This is a genomic window from Amycolatopsis echigonensis (assembly GCF_002846615.1).
In the GTDB taxonomy this organism is placed as follows: domain Bacteria; phylum Actinomycetota; class Actinomycetes; order Mycobacteriales; family Pseudonocardiaceae; genus Amycolatopsis; species Amycolatopsis echigonensis.
Genome location: NZ_PJMY01000003.1, coordinates 4,754,176 through 4,772,122, shown reverse-complemented (window position 1 = coordinate 4,772,122; position 17,947 = coordinate 4,754,176). Strand labels below are relative to the sequence as shown.

General features: G+C 69.4%; 20 protein-coding genes. 12 read left to right on the top strand and 8 right to left on the bottom strand.

All coding sequences use genetic code 11. From position 1 onward, the window contains the following. Positions 1–8 precede the first annotated feature (8 nt). The 3 genes from ATK30_RS27815 to ATK30_RS27805 are packed head-to-tail and all read left to right on the top strand — an operon-like array spanning position 9 to position 2,016. Complete coding sequence (locus ATK30_RS27815; RefSeq protein ID WP_208637432.1) at positions 9–443, top strand: helix-turn-helix domain-containing protein; 435 nt, start codon at positions 9–11, stop codon at positions 441–443. A 20-nt stretch (positions 444–463) separates the two neighbouring features. Continuing rightward, positions 464–1,375, top strand: a complete 912-nt coding sequence (locus ATK30_RS27810) for a Scr1 family TA system antitoxin-like transcriptional regulator (RefSeq protein ID WP_101438021.1) — start codon at positions 464–466, stop codon at positions 1,373–1,375. Further along, entirely contained in the window at positions 1,372–2,016 is a 645-nt protein-coding gene (locus ATK30_RS27805) for a transcriptional regulator (protein ID WP_101438020.1), read from the top strand. Before ATK30_RS27810 ends, ATK30_RS27805 begins: the two co-directional genes overlap by 4 nt. Before the next feature lie 48 nt (positions 2,017–2,064). Here ATK30_RS27805 and ATK30_RS27800 read toward each other — a convergent pair whose 3' ends face one another. Then, complete coding sequence (locus ATK30_RS27800; RefSeq protein WP_244194743.1) at positions 2,065–2,607, bottom strand: winged helix-turn-helix transcriptional regulator; 543 nt, start codon at positions 2,605–2,607, stop codon at positions 2,065–2,067. 164 nt (positions 2,608–2,771) lie between these two features. Then, the gene (locus tag ATK30_RS27795) at positions 2,772–3,392 is read right to left on the bottom strand and encodes a diguanylate cyclase (protein WP_101438019.1); all 621 of its coding nucleotides are present in this window, start codon (positions 3,390–3,392) and stop codon (positions 2,772–2,774) included. Between the two features lie 186 nt (positions 3,393–3,578). On the opposite strand from ATK30_RS27795, the gene ATK30_RS27790 reads away from it, so the two are divergent. The 4 genes from ATK30_RS27790 to ATK30_RS27775 all read left to right on the top strand — a co-directional run bounded on the left by ATK30_RS27790 (position 3,579) and on the right by ATK30_RS27775 (position 6,939). Further along, complete coding sequence (locus ATK30_RS27790) at positions 3,579–4,067, top strand: helix-turn-helix domain-containing protein (RefSeq protein ID WP_235079090.1); 489 nt, start codon at positions 3,579–3,581, stop codon at positions 4,065–4,067. Positions 4,068–4,145: 78 nt separating this feature from the next. Then, positions 4,146–4,700: a hypothetical protein gene (locus ATK30_RS27785; RefSeq protein ID WP_101438018.1), complete on the top strand. Its 555-nt coding sequence runs from the start codon at positions 4,146–4,148 to the stop codon at positions 4,698–4,700. After that, a complete protein-coding gene (locus ATK30_RS27780; protein ID WP_101438017.1) occupies positions 4,697–5,833 on the top strand; it encodes an MAB_1171c family putative transporter in 1,137 nt (378 codons plus the stop codon). The genes ATK30_RS27785 and ATK30_RS27780 overlap by 4 nt, the downstream gene beginning before the upstream one ends. Next, positions 5,830–6,939: an FAD-dependent oxidoreductase gene (locus ATK30_RS27775; protein ID WP_244194742.1), complete on the top strand. Its 1,110-nt coding sequence runs from the start codon at positions 5,830–5,832 to the stop codon at positions 6,937–6,939. Before ATK30_RS27780 ends, ATK30_RS27775 begins: the two co-directional genes overlap by 4 nt. Positions 6,940–7,287: 348 nt before the next feature. Here ATK30_RS27775 and ATK30_RS27770 read toward each other — a convergent pair whose 3' ends face one another. The 4 genes from ATK30_RS27770 to ATK30_RS27755 all read right to left on the bottom strand — a co-directional run bounded on the left by ATK30_RS27770 (position 7,288) and on the right by ATK30_RS27755 (position 11,165). After that, positions 7,288–7,587 carry a hypothetical protein gene (locus tag ATK30_RS27770; protein WP_101438016.1) on the bottom strand — a complete coding sequence of 100 codons (300 nt, stop codon included), beginning with the start codon at positions 7,585–7,587 and terminating at the stop codon, positions 7,288–7,290. A gap of 765 nt (positions 7,588–8,352) precedes the next feature. Further along, positions 8,353–9,561 (bottom strand): IS110 family RNA-guided transposase, encoded by a 1,209-nt coding sequence (locus ATK30_RS27765; RefSeq protein ID WP_101433892.1) that lies wholly within the window; start codon positions 9,559–9,561, stop codon positions 8,353–8,355. Positions 9,562–9,643: 82 nt separating this feature from the next. Further along, entirely contained in the window at positions 9,644–10,285 is a 642-nt protein-coding gene (locus ATK30_RS27760) for a DinB family protein (protein WP_101438015.1), read from the bottom strand. Between the two features lie 40 nt (positions 10,286–10,325). Beyond that, positions 10,326–11,165, bottom strand: a complete 840-nt coding sequence (locus tag ATK30_RS27755; RefSeq protein ID WP_101438014.1) for a helix-turn-helix domain-containing GNAT family N-acetyltransferase — start codon at positions 11,163–11,165, stop codon at positions 10,326–10,328. A gap of 101 nt (positions 11,166–11,266) precedes the next feature. On the opposite strand from ATK30_RS27755, the gene ATK30_RS27750 reads away from it, so the two are divergent. The 4 genes from ATK30_RS27750 to ATK30_RS27735 all read left to right on the top strand — a co-directional run bounded on the left by ATK30_RS27750 (position 11,267) and on the right by ATK30_RS27735 (position 15,955). Beyond that, on the top strand, positions 11,267–12,607 hold the full coding sequence (locus ATK30_RS27750; RefSeq protein ID WP_101438013.1) for an FAD-dependent oxidoreductase: 1,341 nt from the start codon (positions 11,267–11,269) through the stop codon (positions 12,605–12,607). A gap of 6 nt (positions 12,608–12,613) precedes the next feature. Beyond that, complete coding sequence (locus ATK30_RS27745; RefSeq protein WP_183124308.1) at positions 12,614–13,828, top strand: MFS transporter; 1,215 nt, start codon at positions 12,614–12,616, stop codon at positions 13,826–13,828. After that, a complete protein-coding gene (locus tag ATK30_RS27740; protein ID WP_101438012.1) occupies positions 13,825–14,907 on the top strand; it encodes a flavin-containing monooxygenase in 1,083 nt (360 codons plus the stop codon). The genes ATK30_RS27745 and ATK30_RS27740 overlap by 4 nt, the downstream gene beginning before the upstream one ends. A gap of 283 nt (positions 14,908–15,190) precedes the next feature. Further along, positions 15,191–15,955: a DUF4238 domain-containing protein gene (locus tag ATK30_RS27735; RefSeq protein ID WP_037359904.1), complete on the top strand. Its 765-nt coding sequence runs from the start codon at positions 15,191–15,193 to the stop codon at positions 15,953–15,955. Positions 15,956–16,081: 126 nt separating this feature from the next. On the opposite strand, the gene ATK30_RS27730 is transcribed toward ATK30_RS27735, so the two are convergent. Further along, positions 16,082–16,423, bottom strand: coding sequence for a metalloregulator ArsR/SmtB family transcription factor (locus ATK30_RS27730; protein WP_037359903.1), 342 nt, complete (start codon positions 16,421–16,423; stop codon positions 16,082–16,084). 186 nt (positions 16,424–16,609) lie between these two features. Between ATK30_RS27730 and ATK30_RS27725 the strand changes: the two genes are divergently transcribed. Further along, positions 16,610–16,999: a helix-turn-helix domain-containing protein gene (locus ATK30_RS27725; protein ID WP_037359901.1), complete on the top strand. Its 390-nt coding sequence runs from the start codon at positions 16,610–16,612 to the stop codon at positions 16,997–16,999. A gap of 57 nt (positions 17,000–17,056) precedes the next feature. Here the strand turns inward: ATK30_RS27725 and ATK30_RS27720 are convergent, their stop codons facing one another. After that, positions 17,057–17,947 carry an NAD(P)-binding domain-containing protein gene (locus tag ATK30_RS27720; protein WP_235079104.1) on the bottom strand — a complete coding sequence of 297 codons (891 nt, stop codon included), beginning with the start codon at positions 17,945–17,947 and terminating at the stop codon, positions 17,057–17,059.

Genomic DNA, 17,947 nt, shown 5'->3' with positions numbered 1-17,947 from the left:
CACCTGAGTTGAACAGCCGCAACGAGAAAATGGCGCAGGCATACCGGGATGGCGCAACGATCACGAGAATCGCCGCTGTCTACGGGCTGTCGCTGAGCTGGACAGGCCGGATTCTTCGCCAGCAGGGCGTCGCGATGCCCCCTGTCCGGCAAGGAGTGAAAAGAGAACTCAACATCGCGCGAGTCGTCAGCGACTACGAGGGCGGAGCCACCATCCAGCAGGTCGCGGACACGCACCACGCGTCTTATGGCACGATCCGCCGGCTCCTCCTGCGCGAGAAAGTCGCAATCCGGCCCCACGGCGGCCAGAACGCGATCAGCCTCCGCGCCGGCCAAGCCGACGATGGCCCACCCCGACCGAAGAAGACGAAAACAGTCCGGTCGCGCACTGCCTCGACGCACAGTCCGCGCCGCCGACTCGCACAGCCCCTGCTTCGCCAATAGAGCAAGAACATGGACTTTTCGTGACGAGCAAACGAGACACCCTTCAGCCGTCGCCCCGGCACCTGCTGCTCGGCGCTGTCCTGCACGCGCAACGCCGCAAGGCCGACAAGACCTTGCGCGAAGTGGCGAACCTGATCCACAAGCACCACGCGCAAGTCGCGCAGTGGGAACTCGGCGTGCGCAAGCCCGACGCCGAGCACGTCGGCGGAATCCTCTGCGCCCTGTCCGTCGCTCCAGACGACCACGCCTACATCTCCAGCCTCGCGAGGACGACCGACCACAGCGTGGTAATCCTCCACCCGGCTCACCACCGCCACCATGCCGAAGCACGCAACCACTTCACCCAACGCGCAAAATCCTTTGTGGACTACCATCCGACGCTCGTGCCCGCCTCCCTGTGGACGTCCGACTACGCCCGCGTTGTCCTGAAGGATCTCGGCGCAGCTCCCGGATGCGTAAGTGAATTCGTCAAAACCCAGGCAGAGCAGCGAAGGCTTCTGCGAACCCCTACCGCGGAAACGCGCAGGAAACAGGTCGAAGTCTTCCTCGGCGAACCTGCCCTGTCGTCCCATCTCCAAGCACCGGAGGTCACCTGCAGCCAGCTCCGGTTCCTGCGGGCGTTAGAGAAGGCGAACCCGATGATCAGAGTGCGCATCGTTCCGTCGGAGATCTGCGGCAGCCCGGCACTGCAGGCCCCGTTCACCTGTTACGAGACGGCCGCAGGCCCGGTCACGTACTTCGCGCACCACAGTGCGGGTGTCTTCGCCCCCGACCACGGAGCCTACCGACGGCTCACCGCGGATCTGCGTCTGCTCGCACTGCCCACGACACAATCCCGGAAGGTGATCGACGACCGCATCCGAAACCTGGAACGACTTTCGCCTGCGGCAGAACTTGCCCAACCCCCAACGGCAATCGAGGCCCACCGGTGACCCTCGAACCGATACCCGCATCCGCCGTCGGCACACCGACACCCGACGCTGCAGCCCAACCGCCCGAGACAGCCGGAGCTTTGGTGCGCAGACGCCGGCAGGCATCGGGCCTGAGCATCAACCGCCTCGCGGTACGATCCGGGATCAGCGCCTCCACCATCGGAACCCTCGAACGAGGCCGCACCCCGCTGCAATCACTATGGACCGCCGCAGCCTTGGCCTACGCGCTGAAAGCCGATCCGTACGCACTAGCGATCGCCGCAGGCCGCAGCTACCCCGCAGCCACCCGTTCAGACCGCGACCGGGGACACCGCACCGTCCGAGCGTCCGACATCGCAGGGCCACACCGGACCCTGACCTACTTCGGCGAAATGCTCTACCTGTGGCGCATCAGGCACAATCGCACCCTGACCCAGGTCGCCGAACTGACGGGTGCCGATCGCCTGTGGTTGTCGCGAGTCGAACGCATGGCGGCCGCGCCGTCTATCCCCACCGTCGTGAAGATCGCCGACGGTCTGAACCTGTCGCGCACAGAACTGCTGGTCCTGGCCATGCGCGACCAGCACTGCCGCAACCTGTACGCCCGCGAGAACATGGTGTACGCGCCGCATGTGCGCGACCTGTACGCCCGGTCCGGGTGACGGTTGCGACGACCGCACTCCGAGCGAGGAGGCTTGCGATAGCTCAACTCATTCGGAGCTGGACGCCTGGGAGCTGCATCGGCGTGCGCGGGCGCGCTGTATGAGATCGGCATGTTTCGTCGCCCAAGTGACCATCGGCATCATCGCGTCGAGCGCTTCGGCCGTCTCCGGGCTTAACGAATACTGCACGGAGGGCGGAAAAGCTGTGGACTGCTGGTGCCGAAGGATCAGCCCGTCGGCAGTCATGGTTTTGAGCGTGCGCGCGAGAACGCTTTCGTGCAGAGTGCGACGGTGCCCGCGGTCCCGTTCGCATAGTGTCCTGATCGTGTCGAGAAGCTCTTTATAGTGCTTTGGCCCGTCGGCGAGCGCGACGATGACTGCGTGCATCCAGTCGCCGCTGAAAAGGCGCTTCACGTCTGACAGCTTGCGCAGCTGCTCGGCATCCCAGCCGTCGCGCCACGCGCCGTCGTGTCGTGAGCTTCCGGGAGCCGTCCCGTCTGCATGAGTGGTAGGCCGGCGATGCTTGACGGGCCTCAGGGTTCGTCCGGGCATCAACTGGACTTGTCCAGTTCGGTTCGACAGCTCGGTCATTGCATCCTCCCGGCGGCTAGGTCGCAGTTCGAAGACGGGCAGGTCCGTTCGTGCAGCCGGCCGGGGAGGAGATCAGGCCGCAGAACGCGCAACGTCCATAAGACCAGCGTAGGCCCCGTCGACTCGATCTTCAACTGTCAACAAGGGATCAGTTCGGATGACTCTCATCTGAGTCTAGGACGGCAGAAGTTTCGGGACAGGTCGCCGTCTGCCGCTATCAGCACGCGGTCCTTGCCAAACCGCTTTGCGCTCAGGAGGTTCTCATCGGCTCGTCGGACAAGATCCGCGATGCCAGTGCTGCCGCGGGCATTCAGGACGACACCGCCGACGGAGGCGGTCAGCCCTGCGATGAAGACAGAGCGTCCGTCGGCGGACCGAGCTTCGACGACTGAGTCGCGTATCCGCCTGAGTATCCGTTCCGCGATCCCCTTTGCGCACGCCCGGTTCGCGCCGGGAAGGAGTGCCATGAATTCGTCTCCGCCATACCGCCCGACGATGTCTTCGCGCCGCACCGCGGCCGTGAGCGTCGCAGCGACAACGCGAAGAACGGCGTCGCCTGCAGGGTGACCGTATCGGTCGTTGACAGCCTTGAAATGATCAAGGTCGAGGACGAGCAGCGCGATCGCATGCCCTAAGGACCCGTCGAGGACCGAGGCGACCCGGACTTCCCACCCTTCCCGGTTAAGCACTCCGGTGTATTTGTCCGTGCCCCACGAGCCGAGCGGCTGTCCGCAGGCAGAGCAGCATGGCCCCTGCCCCGACAGGGATGGCCAGGTAGATACCATTGTTGATCTTCCTCCGAACGAGTGGCTTTGACTGACGTGAAGGCGTCGGGTTCGCTACCGTTGGTTCGGAGTTGAAATCACGATGGTCGCGAGTTTAGGCTGGTCACGCGGACGAGTTCAACCAGGATCAACATCATGACTCGTACGGGTGTTTACGTGAGTGGAAGCAGTCGGGGTGGAGATCGCATGGCGACACCGGCGTATCCGGATGGGCACCTTCCGGCGAGCCTGCCGGACAACTTCGCGGACATCCTGGCCGCCAGGCTGAACAAGCTGTTCGCGACCATGAAGCCGCGCAGCGGCCAGGAGTACACGAACGACTTCGTCGCAGCGGAAATCACCGCCACGGGCGTGGGGATTTCCGGAAGCTACATCTGGCATCTGCGCAAGGCGCGGAAAGACAACCCGACGCTGCGCCACCTGTATGCGCTGGCTGCGTTCTTCGGTGTGCCAGCGTCGTACTTCTTCGATGACGCGGTGACCGACCGGGTCGACGAACAGCTGCAGAAGCTCCAGGCTGCGCAGGAAAGCCTGACCGCGAACACGAGTGAAGCCCAGCTGATCGCGATGCGTGCAGGTGCTCTGTCCCCCGAGCGCCGACGGCTGGTGATGGACCTGCTCGACGTGGTCTATCGCGACGAGCAGGCTGAGCGAGGCCAATCGCCAACGGAGTGAGCGCTGTGGCAGCCAAGGGAGCGATCCGGCACGGTGGCTTATGTGCTAGTCCGGTCCTGAGCCTGGAGGGAGGGGCAGATGACGTCCGAACGGCAGCTGCGCCGTCGCTGCCGGCAGCTTTTGACTGATCTCGACATCCATCCGCCGTTGGATGTCACCGAACTGTGCCGCCGCGTCGGGGTCCAGCGTGGCAAGCCGATCAGGCTGCGTGCGCATCCCATCCCGGTGCCCGGCCCGTTCGGCGCTTGGGTCGCGGCGGCTTCGGCGGACTACATTTTCTACCAGCAGGAAACGAGCAAGCCGCACCAAGACCACATCATCCTGCACGAACTCGGTCACATGCTGGCCGGCCACGACAGCGACGCACACGACGACACTCTGCTCAGCGACCTCTGCCCGGGTTCCTCGACCGAGGCCCTGCGCGCCGAGTACCCCGACCTGGCGCCGGACGCGGTCCGCCGCGCGCTCCGCCGCACCTCGTACGACACCGAGCAGGAATACGAAGCGGAAACAGTCGCCACCATCATCCTGGAGTGGGCTTCGGTTCTCGACCGTGTCTGGGTGCCAGCCGCGGGCAACGACACTGCGCATCGAATGGAGACCGCGCTCAGTGACCGGCTGGGGTGGCTGTGACCTACCTTGTCCTCGCCTACGGCATCGCCGCCATCGCGGTGCTGGCCTGGCTGGGCCTACGACTGAGCCGGACCCCGCAGAATCTCCCGTTGCGCGCCCTAACAGGGCTCGCGGCATGCCTGTCGCTCGCCTTCCCCTTCGGCCTCGCCGCCGACCGCGAGGCGACCGTGCTCGGCCTCCCGCCGATGATGTCCCGCCTGATCCAGCACGGCACGCTGCTGATCGGAGTGACCTGCCTGGTCCTGTTCTTCCTCTTCTCGGCCCTGGAACCACGCCAGGCATGGCCCCGAGCGCGCCGTTTCGCCGTGCCGCTCGTCGCGGCCGAAGCCGTTTTGATCGCCGCCGCGGCGCTCGCCCCTCCCACTGTCCACAGCAGTTCCTCGCCCGCGGGCGCCGTGTTCACCGTCACCGCGGATCTCTATCTGGCATTCGGCTTCGGCACCGCGTTCTTCTGGGCGCGCCGCTACGCCCGCGACGCCAACCCGCGCCTCGCCCGCGGCCTCCGGATCGCCTCCGTCGGCCTCGCCGCCATCGTCCTGGCGAACTGCGTGTTCATCCCCGAGATCATCCTGCGCCGGGCGGGCGCGTCGTCCCCCTCCGCGCTCGCCGAGACCAGCGGCGCTGCGGCCACCGTGCTCGGCGCGGTAGCCGCAGCCGTCTTCCTGCTTCCCGGCGTCGTCATCTTCCTCGCCGGCGTCATCTATCCCGCCGCCGCGATGCGGGTCACCGCACTGCGGGTCTGGTCAGGCCACCGCCGCGTATACCGCCAGCTCGATCCTTTGTGGACAGTGCTCCACGCGCAGTTTCCCGACGACGAACTGCAACGGGTCACCCCCAGTCCCTGGCGCGACCTCTTCCGGCTCCGCGGCACGCACCGGCGCTACTACCGCCGCGTCGTGGAATGCCGCGACGGTCTCGTCCGCATCAGCCCCTACCTGCCGCCCCGCGCCTGCGAAGGCTACGACGACCTGGCGCGCTCGCTGACACACGCGCTCGCCGCCCGAGCCGCAGGACAACAGGCCCGGTCGGTCCATGCGACACCGGTCGTCGTCGCGGCCGCCGACAGCCTCGACGCGGACGTCCGCGAACTGGTGTCCCTCTCCCGCGCCATGAACTCGACAGGAGACCCATGACCACGGCCATGATCATCGGCGGGGGAATCGCCGGCCCCGTCACCGCGATGGCACTGCAGAATGCCGGGATCGACTCGGCAATCTACGAGGCCTACCCCACCACCGCGGACGGCGTCGGCGCGTTCCTCAGCATCATGCACAACGGACTCGACGCCCTCACCGCCATCGACGCCGCCGACCTCGTACGCACACACTCTTTCCCAGCCAGCACCGTCGAATTCTTCAACCACCGCGGCACCCGGCTCGGCCAGGCCCCCATCGGCGGCGCCGCCGGAGACCGCGGCCCGCGGATGATCAAGCGGTCCACGCTCTACCGCGCACTCCGCGACGAAGCCAGCCGCCGCGGCATCGCCGTCCACCACGGCAAACGCCTCACCAGCGCGACCACCACACCTGGCGACCCGGTCACCGCGCAATTCGCCGACGGCACCGAAACCCAAGGCAGCCTGCTGATCGGAGCGGACGGCATCCACTCCGCCACCCGCGGGCTCATCGACCCCGCCGCGCCGAACCCGCGCTACACCGGCGCCATCACCGTCTGCGGCTACGCCGCCCACGCCGCCGTCACCACCGAACCCGGCACCTTCCGGATGGTCTTCGGCCGCAAGGCGTTCTTCGCGTTCCTCACCGCACCCGACGGCCAGACCTGGTGGTTCGCCAACCTCCCCCACCCCCGCACCGAACTCACCAAAGAACAACTCGCCAGCACCACCTCCGACGAATGGAAACAACGGGTCGCCGGACTCCTCGCACGCGACCGGACACCGGCAGCCGATATCGTCCGCGCCAGCGACGATGCCGTCACCGGCGCCAACGGCTACGACATCGCCACCACGCCCACCTGGCACACCGACACGACCATCATCATCGGCGACGCCGCCCACGTCTCCGCCCCCAACGCCGGCCATGGCGCCTCCATGGCCATCGAAGACAGCATCGTCCTCGCCCAATGCCTCCGCGACCTGCCCACACCCCAAGCATTCCACGCCTACGAAACCATCCGACGCCCCCGCGTCGAACGCGTCGTCGCCACCAGCGCACGCATGGGCGGCAACGCAACCCCCGGCCCCGTCAAACGGATGATCCGCGACGCCGTCCTCCCCTGAAAACTCAAGAAAGGACCACGCAACACCGCACCCTGGCTCACCGGCTACCACATCGACTGGCACCAGTCCGTTGCCCAGCCAGACGAAGTACCGCGATAGGCCAGTAACTGGGCGCACTTGTGAGCTGGTGAGTCATCAGACGACGGAAGAAGTCGTCGAACACGTTTGCTGCGTGAGGTCGGAACGCTTTCGCCGCCTGCCTAGTGCCGCAAGAGTGCGGCCAAGGCTCGAGCAACCGACACCGCAAACAGCCCTGTACCTTGGCACGCGTCCTCGAGCAGAGTGGGCGGAGCGCAGGCCTGAAAAGTGACGCTCTTCGCTGCTGAGACTCGGCAACCGCCAACCGTTTTACCCGTGGGTCCGCGGCCGGTAGTCGCCGAACCGGTGACGACGGGCAGGCCCTCGTCTGCGGAGCAGGTGGGCTGGCACGTAGTGGCTGACCGGCCGTGAAAATTGGTCGTCGGCGGTGACGAGCTGGTAGGTAACCCAGCTGAGCATTCCTCCGTCCTCGCGGCGAGCCCGCTCGAACAGCAGGCCGGGACCGTCGGTCTCGGTCCGCAAGCCAGCGCGGTTGCGTGCGACGAGGATTTCCGTACCCAGCACGAGCAGCTTGCGCACGCCTACCCAGACCGGAATCGGCGGACTCACTCTCCGAACGGTTGACGGCCACTCGTCCACCACAAAATCACCCTGCTCGTATCCACAGCCTGGGCCGCCTGCAGCCCGGCAACCCGTACTCAGAGCCGAACATGCGTTCGACCCTGAGTCACATTGGTCTAGCCGGAGCGGCGGGTTACCCGTCGTCGCCCAGAACGTCACGCTTCTTGATTGAAAAGGCAAAAGGGGAATCGGCATCATTGCACCCTGGGCGCCCCGTCGTGTCGGGCGGATCCTGCGCGGGATCGCAACCCGTCGCGGCGCACGAGTCGTTGTGGAGGCGATGGTGGGCGGCCCTCCCGTTCCGCCCACCATCCTGGTTGCCCATCGGACAGCCTTCCCCCATGCCGCAGCTCTCAACTGGCGAGCAGGCTGGCTGCTCCGGCCGCACCGGACGTGGCAGCGATTGCCGCGGCGACGGTGGCGGCTGCGTCCCGAAAGCCGTTGCCCCCAGCACTTTGCCGACGGCGGCGCGGATGTCCGCAGGTGTGGCTGGTTCGCCGTCGAGCGCGATTCCGGCATCCCGCTCGGCGAGGCGTGCGGCCAGTGCCGGTTGACGGCGGCGTGCTCGGGCAGCCCGGCCACGGGCACGGCGTGCCGCATGGCCGCGGCCACTGTGCCGTGACCGGCGTGGGTGACCACGGCGGCCGCGTCCAGGAGACCCTCGGCGTGGGGGACGAATGCGACAATGGCGGCGTCGCCCGGCACGCGCACCCGCTGGGTCACTCGGAGCCGGAGTGCTGCCTAATGTTTATGTCAAGCAGCGGTAGCCGTGGTGTGTCGGTAGTCGGCCTGGTAAGGCTGGCGGGTGCGCAGGAGCGCGTAGAGGACGTTGATGCGTCGTCGGGCCAGCGCGATCAGTGCCTGGTGATGGCGCTTCCCTTCGGCGCGTTTGCGCTGGTAGAAAGCTTTGCTGAGTGGGTCGGTGCGGATCGCGCAGAACGCGGACTGGTAGAAGATGAACTTCAGGTGTTTGCTGCCGGCGGTGGCTCGCCGCAGGTAGTTCATCTTCCCGGACTGCTGCAGGACCGGCGCGAGGCCGGCGGCCGAAGCGAGCTGATCGGCGCTGGCGAAGCGGTCCAGGTTTCCTGCCTCCGCGAGGAATTCCGCGGTCAGGGTGGCCCCCATCCCCGGCAGGCTTCGGACGAGGGCCGCGTCAGGGTGGCGGTCGAGCCCGTCGGCGATCTGGTTCTCCAGTTCGCCGATGCGGTGCCGGGCCGCGATCGCGTCGGTGGCGAACTCGCGGGCGAACTCGGCCATGCGCTTCTGCCCGGGAACGATCACATGCTGGGCCTGAGCGGCCGCAATCGCCTTGCCTGCCAAGGGTTCGGCATAGCTGCGGCGGACGCCCGCGGCCAGCATGTGATCGATCAGGCCGTCGCGTCCGGCTTCGCGGACCTCTTCCGGTGTGACGAAGCGGACCAGAAGCCGCAGGTCGCTGAGGTTGGTCACGTCCACGACGCGTTCCAGGCCGGGGAAGAACCCGGCCAGGGTTTCGCGCAGCCGGTTGAGGCGGCGGGTCTGATCGATGACGAGTTCACGGCGTCGGGAGACCAGCATCCGCAGGTCGAGGGTGATGTCGTCCTCGGCGGTGACGATGCGCCAGTCGTCGCGCAGGCGCAGCTGGTCGGCGATGGTGGCCGCGTCGCGGGGATCGGATTTGGCTTCGCCGCCCTTGCTGGCGCGGCGGGCTCGGTTGACCACCAGGCCCGGGACGTGGACCAGGCGGACACCTGCCTCCAGCAGCATGGCGGTCAGCAAGCTGGCCACTCCGCCCATCAGGTCGATCGCGGCGGTGAGCTCGCCGTGCTCGGCTTCGGCCTGGCGCAGCTGGGCGATCAGGGCGTCGATGCTGTCCGGGTCGTTGTCGACGCGCCGGGAGAGCAGGACTTTCCCGGTCTCGGCGGCGACGATCGCGACCCAGTGGAACTCCTTGGCGACATCGATGCCTGCTTTTACTGCCATCGAACCTCCGGTCGATCACACGGTGTGGTGCGTCCCGATTCCGCCGTCAACGCCCTACATAGCGATGGTTCGCAGTGCCTAATCAGCGGTCAGAACCAGGTGGTGGAGCGGGCGGCACAGCACTCTGAACCATCACCGGCAGCAGGCATGAAAGCCATACCCGCTCCACCTGCATCCGCCGATCCTCGCGGACCGCGGACATCCCTGAAAGGTAGGGCAGCGTGAGCTGTCGTGCGTGGTGGTCGAAGTGCCGGGTCGGGAACCGGTAGACGTCGGCCAGTGACATGCGGTCGCGGAAGTAGGGGTCCCAGCGGGTCGGAAAGTGCATCGTCCGGGCGAGGGCGGCCTCAGTTTCCCGGTCGAGTCGCTGGTGCAGACGCGCGATCGCGCGGTCTGCGACAGCTGCCATCCCCCGGCGTTTCAGGAGGTTCCCTCCGAGGCGGGAACCGACGTAGTTCACGGCATCGAAGGGGACGGTCACCGCGTTCAGGGCCTGTGCGTAGCGCTTGCCCACGCTGTCAGGGAGCCGGTCGAACAGTGCGACCAGGTTCCGCAGTGCCCAGACGATCAGGTAGCCGAGCAGCATGTGGAACAGCAGTTCGCGGTTGGTCCAGCGGGTCCCGTTGCTGGCGCGGCGCAGGTCCGCGTCGCTCGCCTGGTCGAGAAGCCGGTGAAACTCGGTGCGAGCACGCTCCATCTCGTCGTGAACGGCCTGCCTGTCCACGCGTTCAGTGTCCGCCTCGCGAGACGGGAAATCCAGCCGCTCAGTTGACGGGGCTGCGGCGTTCGAGGAAGACGGTGTCGTGCCAGGTTCCGTCGCGTTGGGCGATGCGTTCGCGGACGCCGATGGTGCGGTAGCCAGCGGAGTGGTGCAGGGCGAGGCTGGCGCGGTTGTCGGTGAAGATGGAGGTTTGCAGGGTCCAGAGTCCGGCGTCGTCGGCGGCCATGACCTGTGTGCGCAGCAAGGCTTTCCCGACGCCGCGGCCGCGGTGGGCTTCGGCGATGTAGACGGAGGTTTCGGCGACGCCGGAGTAGCAGTCGCGGTTCGAGACGGGGCTGGCGGCGGCCCAGCCGACGACTTGTCCGTCACGGTCGGCGACCCACCGGTGCCCGGGCAGCCACGTCGCGTCGAGGGCTTTGCGGGCGGGGACCGCGGTGTCGAAGGTCGCGATGCCGGTGGCGATGCCCTCGCCGTAGATCCGCCGCACGGCGGTCCAGTCCGCGGGTTCGAGGGCGCGGACGGTGATGTCGGCGGGCACGTCGTCGGGGCAGCAGGGGCGGGGGCCGAGCAGGCCCATGACGGCGTCGGCGGCGTGCGGGAGCCCGGTGCAGCAGGCTTCGTTGACGGTGACGACGGTGGCGGTGCCGACCTTTTCCAGGTGCACGAACCCGACGTCGGCGAGCTTGCGCACGTGATGCGACGTCGTGGACTGGCTGGTGCCGAGGATCTCGGTGAGCGCGCCGACGGTGATGCCGCGCGGGCTGGTGGACACGGCGTGCAGCAGCCGGACGCGGACGGGTTCGGCGAGGCAGGCGAACCAGTCGGCGTAGGTGGCGGCGTCGGCGGTCGGCAGCACTTGGGCCTGGGGCAGCGCGATCGGCATGCGGACAGTATATCGATCGCGGTCGATGGTTGCATCCATCGATCGCGCTCGATACAGTCTGGCTCGTTAATCGAGTCCGATCGATGAATCAGGGGTGTGGGATGAGCGAGTACCCGGTCGTGGTGGTGGGGGCGGGCCCGGTGGGGCTGGCCGCGGCGGCGCAGCTGCTGGAGCGGGGTCTGGAGCCGCTGGTGCTGGAACGCGGGCCGCGTGCGGGTGCTGCGGTAGCGGCGTGGCATCACGTCCGGTTGTTCTCGGCGTGGTCGGAGCTGGTCGACCCGGCGGGCGGCCGTCTGCTGGAGCCGACCGGGTGGGTCCGTCCGGACGGCGCGGAGTACCCGACAGGCCGCGAATGGGCCGAGCGGTACCTGCAGCCGCTGGCCGAGGCGCTGGGGTCTCGGGTGCGGTTCGGCGCCGAGGTGGTCGGGGTCGCGCGGCGGGGCCGGGACCGGGTGGTCGACAGCGGCCGCGACGACGAGCCGTTCTCCGTGCACGTGCGCACCGCCGCGGGCGAGCAGCGGCTGCTGGCTTCCGCGGTGATCGACGCGTCCGGGACGTGGGGAAGCCCGAACCCGCTGGGCGGCGAGGGCCTGCCCGCGATCGGCGAACACGCCGCAGCCGACCGGATCGTCTACCGGGTCCCGAATCTGGGCGACGCGCAGGTGCGGGTTCGGTACTCCGGCAAGCACATCGCGGTGGCGGGCAGCGGGCATTCGGCGCTGACGGCGTTGGTGGCGTTGTCCGGGCTGGCGAAGGAAAACCCGGCGACGCGGATCAGCTGGGTGCTGCGCCGCGGCGGGATCGGCACCGCGTTCGGCGGCGGCGACGCCGACCAGCTGCCCGCCCGCGGCGCGCTCGGCACGCGCGCGAAGGAAGCGGTGGAAGCGGGGCTGGTCTCGGTGGTGACCGGGTTCCGCACCGAGACCGTGGAGCGCGACGACACCGGCCGGTTGAGCCTGGGGTCGGCGAACGGGCAGCGGCTGTCCGATGTGGACGAAGTGGTGGCGTTGACCGGGTTCCGCCCCGAGCTGGGGTGGCTGTCGGAGATCCGGCTGGAACTCGATGCGACGCTGCAGGCTCCGGTGCGGCTGGCGCCGCTGGTCGACCCGAACGTGCATTCGTGCGGGACGGTGTACCCGCACGGCGCGAAGGAACTCGCGCACCCGGAGACCGGGTTCTACCTGGCCGGGATGAAGAGCTACGGCCGCGCGCCGACGTTCCTGGCGATGACCGGCTACGAGCAGGTCCGCAGCATCGCCGCCGCACTCGCGGGCGACCACGAGGCCGCGGGCCGGGTGGAGCTGGTCCTGGCCGAGACCGGCGTGTGCGGCGGGGCGGGACTGTTCGACGACCCCGGCACGACCGCAGCGTCGGACGGGTGTTGCGGTCCGGCGGAGCCGGAGGTGCTGACGCTGGCCGCGCCGTCGCGCGCCGGGAACTGACGCGGCGTGCGCGGCACGGCGACGGCGCGGTCCGCGGCACTGCCGGTGTCCGGGCTGCGCCGAGTGCTGGCCGTTCTCTGTCTCACCGAGATCACCAGCTGGGGCGTGCTCTACTACGCGTTCCCCGTGCTGGCCCCGGACATCAGCCGCGACACCGGCTGGCCCGCGGCCGCGGTGACCGCCGCCCTCTCCGGCGCGCAACTGGTGTCCGCCGTCGCCGGAATCGGGGTGGGCCGGTGGCTGGACCGGCACGGCCCGCGCGTGCTGATGACGGTCGGGTCGCTGCTGGCGGTCCCGGCGGTGGTGCTGGTCGCGACCGCGCAGAACCTCGCGTGGTTCATCGCGGCGTGGGCGCTGGCCGGGCTGGCGATGAGCGCGACGCTGTACCCGCCCGCGTTCGCCGCGCTGACCCGCTGGCACGGCCCGCGTCGCGTCCCGGCGCTCACCACCCTCACCCTGGTGGCCGGGCTGGCCAGCACCGTGTTCGCGCCGTTGACCGCGCTGCTGGCCGCGTACCTGGACTGGCGCCACACCTACCTGGTGCTGCTGGCGATCCTCGCCGCGGTCACCATCCCCGGGCACTGGTTCGGGCTGCGCGGGCCGTGGCCGCCCGCCGAACCCCCACAACACGAGGCGGCGCACGGGGACCCGGCGCGGATCGCGCGCAGCAGCGGGTTCCGGATCCTGGTGACGGCATTCAGCCTGGCGACGTTCTCCGTGTTCGCCGTCGTGGTGAACCTGGTGCCGCTGCTGCTCGAACGCGGGATCAGTCCCGGCACCGCCGCGCTCGCGCTCGGCCTCGGCGGCACCGGGCAAGTCCTCGGCCGTCTCGGCTACGCCGCGCTCGCCCGCCGCACCGGCGTCCGCGCCCGCACCGCCGCCTCCCTCGCCGCGACGTCGCTGACCACCGTTCTGCTGAGCCTGCTCACCACCACCGTCGCGCTGATCGCCGCTTCGGTCGTGGCGGGGATGGCGCGCGGGGTCTTCACCTTGCTGCAGGCCACTGCGATCACCGACCGCTGGGGCCCGGCGCACTACGGCCGCCTCAACGGCCTGCTCTCCGCCCCGATGACCGTCACCATGGCGCTCGCCCCGTTCGCCGGGTCCGCCCTCGCCGCCGCGTTCGGCAGCTACCGCCCCGCCTTCCTCGCCCTCGCCGCGGTCAACCTCGCCGCCGCGGTCCTCGCCCTGACCGTCACCCCGACCCGGAGCACGCCATGACCGAAGACCCGCACGCGATCGTCCTCGGCGGCGGCCAGTCCGGCCTCGCCGCCGCCCACGCCCTCCTGATGAGGGGCCTGCGGCCGCTCGTGCTGGAAGCCGGACCCGAACCGGTCGGATCCTGGCCGCACTACTACGACAGCCTCACCCTGTTCTCCCCGGCCCGCTACAGCAGCCTGCCCGGCTGCCCCTTCCCCGGCGACCCCGACCGCTACCCGCACCGCGACGACGTCGTCGCCTACCTGCGCCGCTACGCCGCCGCACTCGACGCCGACATCCGCACCCGCCACCGCGCCACCACGGTCACCCGCGACCGCGACGGGTTCGCCGTCCGCACCGAGCACGGCGATGCCTTCACCGCGCCCGCGCTCATCGCCGCCACCGGAGGCTTCAGCCGCCCCCACACCCCGGCCCTGCCCGGACTCGACGAGTTCGCCGGGACCGTCCTGCACTCCAGCGAATACCGCAACCCCGCGCCGTTCGCCGGGCAGCGGGTCATCGTCGTCGGCGCCGGGAACTCCGCCGTGCAGATCGCCGCCGAACTCGCCGAACACGCCCGCGTCACCCTCGCCACCCGCGCGCCGATCCGCTTCGCCCCGCAACGCCCGCTCGGCCGCGACGCGCACTGGTGGACCGCCACGCTCGGCCTCGACCACCTTCCCGTCGGGCACCTCCTGTCCGCCCCGCCCGCGACACCCGTGGCCGACCCTGGCCGCTACCAGGCCGCGGTCGCCGCCGGGCGGCCCGACCGGCGGCCGATGTTCACCCGCCTCGACGGCGACAGCGTGCACTGGCCCAACGGCACGAGCGAACCCGCCGACACGATCGTTCTCGCGACCGGGTTCCGGCCTGGACTGTCCTATCTGGACGGAACTGGGGCGTTGCGGGACGGGATCCCGTTGCAGAGGAAGGGGTTGTCCACGACCGTGCCCGGGCTCGGCTATGTCGGGCTGGAGTGGCAGCGCAGCTTCGCCTCCGCCACCCTGCGCGGCGTCGGCCGCGACGCCGCCTACCTCGTCGACCGGCTGATCGGCACCCCGGTGTCGGCCGGGCGGCGGTGCTGCCAGCCGGTCAGCTGAGCCTGGCCTTCAGCAGCCGGAGCGATTCCGGTAACTGATTCCTGTCGGTGCTCGATGACATGCTTGCCGCGGAAGGTGCTGACGAACAGGGGCGCGCGATGAGCAACGACCACACCGTGCCGCAGATGTACCTGCGGCGGTTCGGCTGGCAGCGGAAACCCGGCAGCCGCGAGTGGTTCATCTCCACCCGCAACATCGACTGCCTCGACCAGCCGTTCGGATCGAACATCCGGAAGGTCGCCGCGGTGGGCGACTTCTACGGCGAACGGGCCGAGAAGCTGCTGTGCAACCCGAAAAGCAGGCGGTGCCCGCGTTCGACACGATGCTCGAAGACCCCCGGGGCGCACTGCCCGGGCCGGGCCGGTGGCCGTTGCCGGCCAACGAGCGTGCCGCGCTGGCGTGGTGGATCGCCTCGCAGATCGTGCGGACCGTCCGCCAGCGGAAACGTCTGCAACACCTCGCCGGCGACGGAACCGGCCAGCTGGCGCTGCCCCAGTCGATCAGGTCAGCGGCGGGCCGCGACGAGCAGCTCCGGTTCATGGGAGAACAGCTCGCCCGGCTGAGCTGGGTGATCTTCGATCGGCCGTGGGGCCTCGGGTTCAGCGACCTGTGCCTGTGGACCGGCGACGTGCCTGTCGTCGTCCTGAACGCCCAGGACGCCCAGAACCAGCTGCTGGCGACCGCGTACTGCGACGTCATCCTGCCGCTCGACCCGCACCGCTTCCTGCTGCTGCCCGGCCACCGCGCGAGAAAGGAAGACCCCCGGAAGCGGGTCGACCACCGGTTCAAAATGGAGGGCGGCACGGGACAGATCGTCAGCCAGATGATCTTCGACGCCGCCGACTCCCAGGTGTTCTGCCACCGTGACCACGACCCGACCCCGCACTTGCGGCTGACCGGGCCACGGCTGCCGACGCCCTGGACCGGAGACAGTCACGGGGGCCCGACCTGGATCGTCGAATACGCGAGCATGAATCCGGGCTGGACCGTCGAGCGGCGCTGGCTCAGCGAGCACCCGCCGCCACGAGATTCGTCGCCCGCAGCGTGATTCTCCTTCCACGGCTCGGAGTTCGTGCTCAAGCAGTTTCCCCGAAGGACTGAGACTCCCGTCCCTGACCACGATGCCGTAGAACCGACACCGCGGCACCAGGCCGGCGGCGCTGCTGCCAGCCGGTCAGCTGAGCGGCACCGCCAGCAGCCCGGACAACGCGGACATGGCTTCCTCGCGGGTCCGGTAGCGGATCGAGGTGCCGCGGCGTTCTGTCTCGACCAGTCCGGCCTCGCGCAGCACCTTCAAGTGGTGCGAGATCGTCGGCCCGGTCACCGCGAACGCCGCTGCCAACTCCCCGGCCGAGGTGTCCCCACCCGCGCAGATCAGCGACAGCAGCCGCAGCCGCACCGGATCGGCCAGCGCCCTGAACCCGGCCGCGAACTGCCCGGCGTCCTCGGCAGACAGCGGCTCCTGCACAAGCGGTGCGCAGCACGCCGCGGTGGACGCGGGTGTCGGGTCGGGCATGGCGTGATCGTCGCAGGCACTCCCGGCGGCCGGGCCGACGGGTCAGGCCCGGGGCGGTCTCCCGGCCCAGGCGAGCGCGGCGAGCGCCAATGCCGTGCAGGCGGCGACGTAGCCGTGTCGACGCGCTCAGCAAGACCGCGAGCGGAGAGGTTGACAGCGATTTAGCAGTTTAGTTAGCTTCTAAGCATGCCGACTACGGCGCTCAGCGAACTGCTCAACCGCCGTCTCGAACTCGCTGGCTTGTCCCAGAAGGAACTCGCGGAGAAGGTTGCCGTCACGCCCGGCCGCATATCGCAGATCATGGGAGGGGAGCGTCCCGGCGAATCGCTCCTAGAAAAGATCTGCGAGGTGCTGCACATCCCCGAGGAGATGCTGCTAAACGCGGAGATCAGGCAGATCGTGCCCGGGGTTGCCCTCGACCCGTTCGAGCAGATGGTGCTGGGCCTCAACGACCTCTCGGACGAGCAGCAAGACGGCCTGCTCGCGGTCTACGCGTCCTACACCGGACGGTCTTCCCTGCGCAACGCTGCGACCTACCGGAAGGTTCGCGACAGTTCGGGCGGCGACGACGGATGACCTGATCGCGTTCCGCCGGAAACGACCGTGCTCGCGCATGGTGGATGTCAAGGCAGGTCAGGAACCAGCTCGCCCGTCCGGATCGGCCTGCCGGGCGATCTCGGAGACGGCGGCGCGTGCGGTCGGGCCGACGGCGGCGAGAGTGGCCGATCCGGGGCCGGTCCAGTCGCCGTAGCCGAGCAGATGCAGCCGCGGTTCGTCGACAGCGCGGGTTCCCTCGGTGCGGATCGCTCCGCCCGCAGTACGCAGCCCTAGCGAGGCGAGGTGTCCCAGCGTGGGCCGGAACCCGGTGCACCACACCACCGCGTCGACGGAGAGGCGGCTGCCGTCGCTCCACATCGGACCGTCCGCGGCCAGGCGCGCGAACATCGGCCGGTGAGTGAGCAGCCCGGCGTCGCGGGCGACGCGGACCGGCGGCACGGCGACGATGTCGCCGAGGCTCCCGACCCCGCCCGGATCGGCCTGGCCGGCGGCGAGCGCGCGGGCGCGGCGGCTGGCCAGGTCGAACAGGGCTCGGCCGTCGACGTCGTCGGGCAGGAACCGCGGCGGCCGCCGCGTCACCCACGTCACCGTCGCGACCGGGGCGAGGTCGGCGGCGATCTGCGCGCCGGAGTTCCCGCCCCCGACCACCACGACGCGCTGCCCGGCGAACGCGGCCGGACCGTCGTAGTCGACGGTGTGCAGCTGCCGTCCGCCGAACTCGCCGGAGACCAGCGACAGGAACGGCCGCCACCAGGTGCCGGTCGCGGAGATCACCGCCGCCGCGTCCCAGGAGGTCGTGTCGGTGGCGACCCGCAGCCCGCCGCGGTCGCGGACCACGCTGGTCACGGTCTCGCCGCGCACGATCGGCAGGGCGTAGCGCTTTTCGTAGGCGGCGAGGTAGTCGACCACGTGCGGCGCGGTCGGGTACCCCTCGCCGGGGTAGGGCGGCATCGGCCAGCCGGGCAG

Coding starts and splice junctions, on each gene's coding strand:
- ATK30_RS27785 (WP_101438018.1), top strand. CDS start 4,146: ATGACGTCCGAACGGCAGCTGCGCCGTCGCTGCCGGCAGCTTTTGACT.
- ATK30_RS27795 (WP_101438019.1), bottom strand. CDS start 3,392: ATGGTATCTACCTGGCCATCCCTGTCGGGGCAGGGGCCATGCTGCTCT.
- ATK30_RS27750 (WP_101438013.1), top strand. CDS start 11,267: ATGAGCGAGTACCCGGTCGTGGTGGTGGGGGCGGGCCCGGTGGGGCTG.
- ATK30_RS27725 (WP_037359901.1), top strand. CDS start 16,610: ATGCCGACTACGGCGCTCAGCGAACTGCTCAACCGCCGTCTCGAACTC.
- ATK30_RS27790 (WP_235079090.1), top strand. CDS start 3,579: ATGGCGACACCGGCGTATCCGGATGGGCACCTTCCGGCGAGCCTGCCG.
- ATK30_RS27730 (WP_037359903.1), bottom strand. CDS start 16,423: ATGCCCGACCCGACACCCGCGTCCACCGCGGCGTGCTGCGCACCGCTT.
- ATK30_RS27800 (WP_244194743.1), bottom strand. CDS start 2,607: ATGACCGAGCTGTCGAACCGAACTGGACAAGTCCAGTTGATGCCCGGA.
- ATK30_RS27740 (WP_101438012.1), top strand. CDS start 13,825: ATGACCGAAGACCCGCACGCGATCGTCCTCGGCGGCGGCCAGTCCGGC.
- ATK30_RS27755 (WP_101438014.1), bottom strand. CDS start 11,165: ATGCCGATCGCGCTGCCCCAGGCCCAAGTGCTGCCGACCGCCGACGCC.
- ATK30_RS27775 (WP_244194742.1), top strand. CDS start 5,830: ATGACCACGGCCATGATCATCGGCGGGGGAATCGCCGGCCCCGTCACC.
- ATK30_RS27765 (WP_101433892.1), bottom strand. CDS start 9,561: ATGGCAGTAAAAGCAGGCATCGATGTCGCCAAGGAGTTCCACTGGGTC.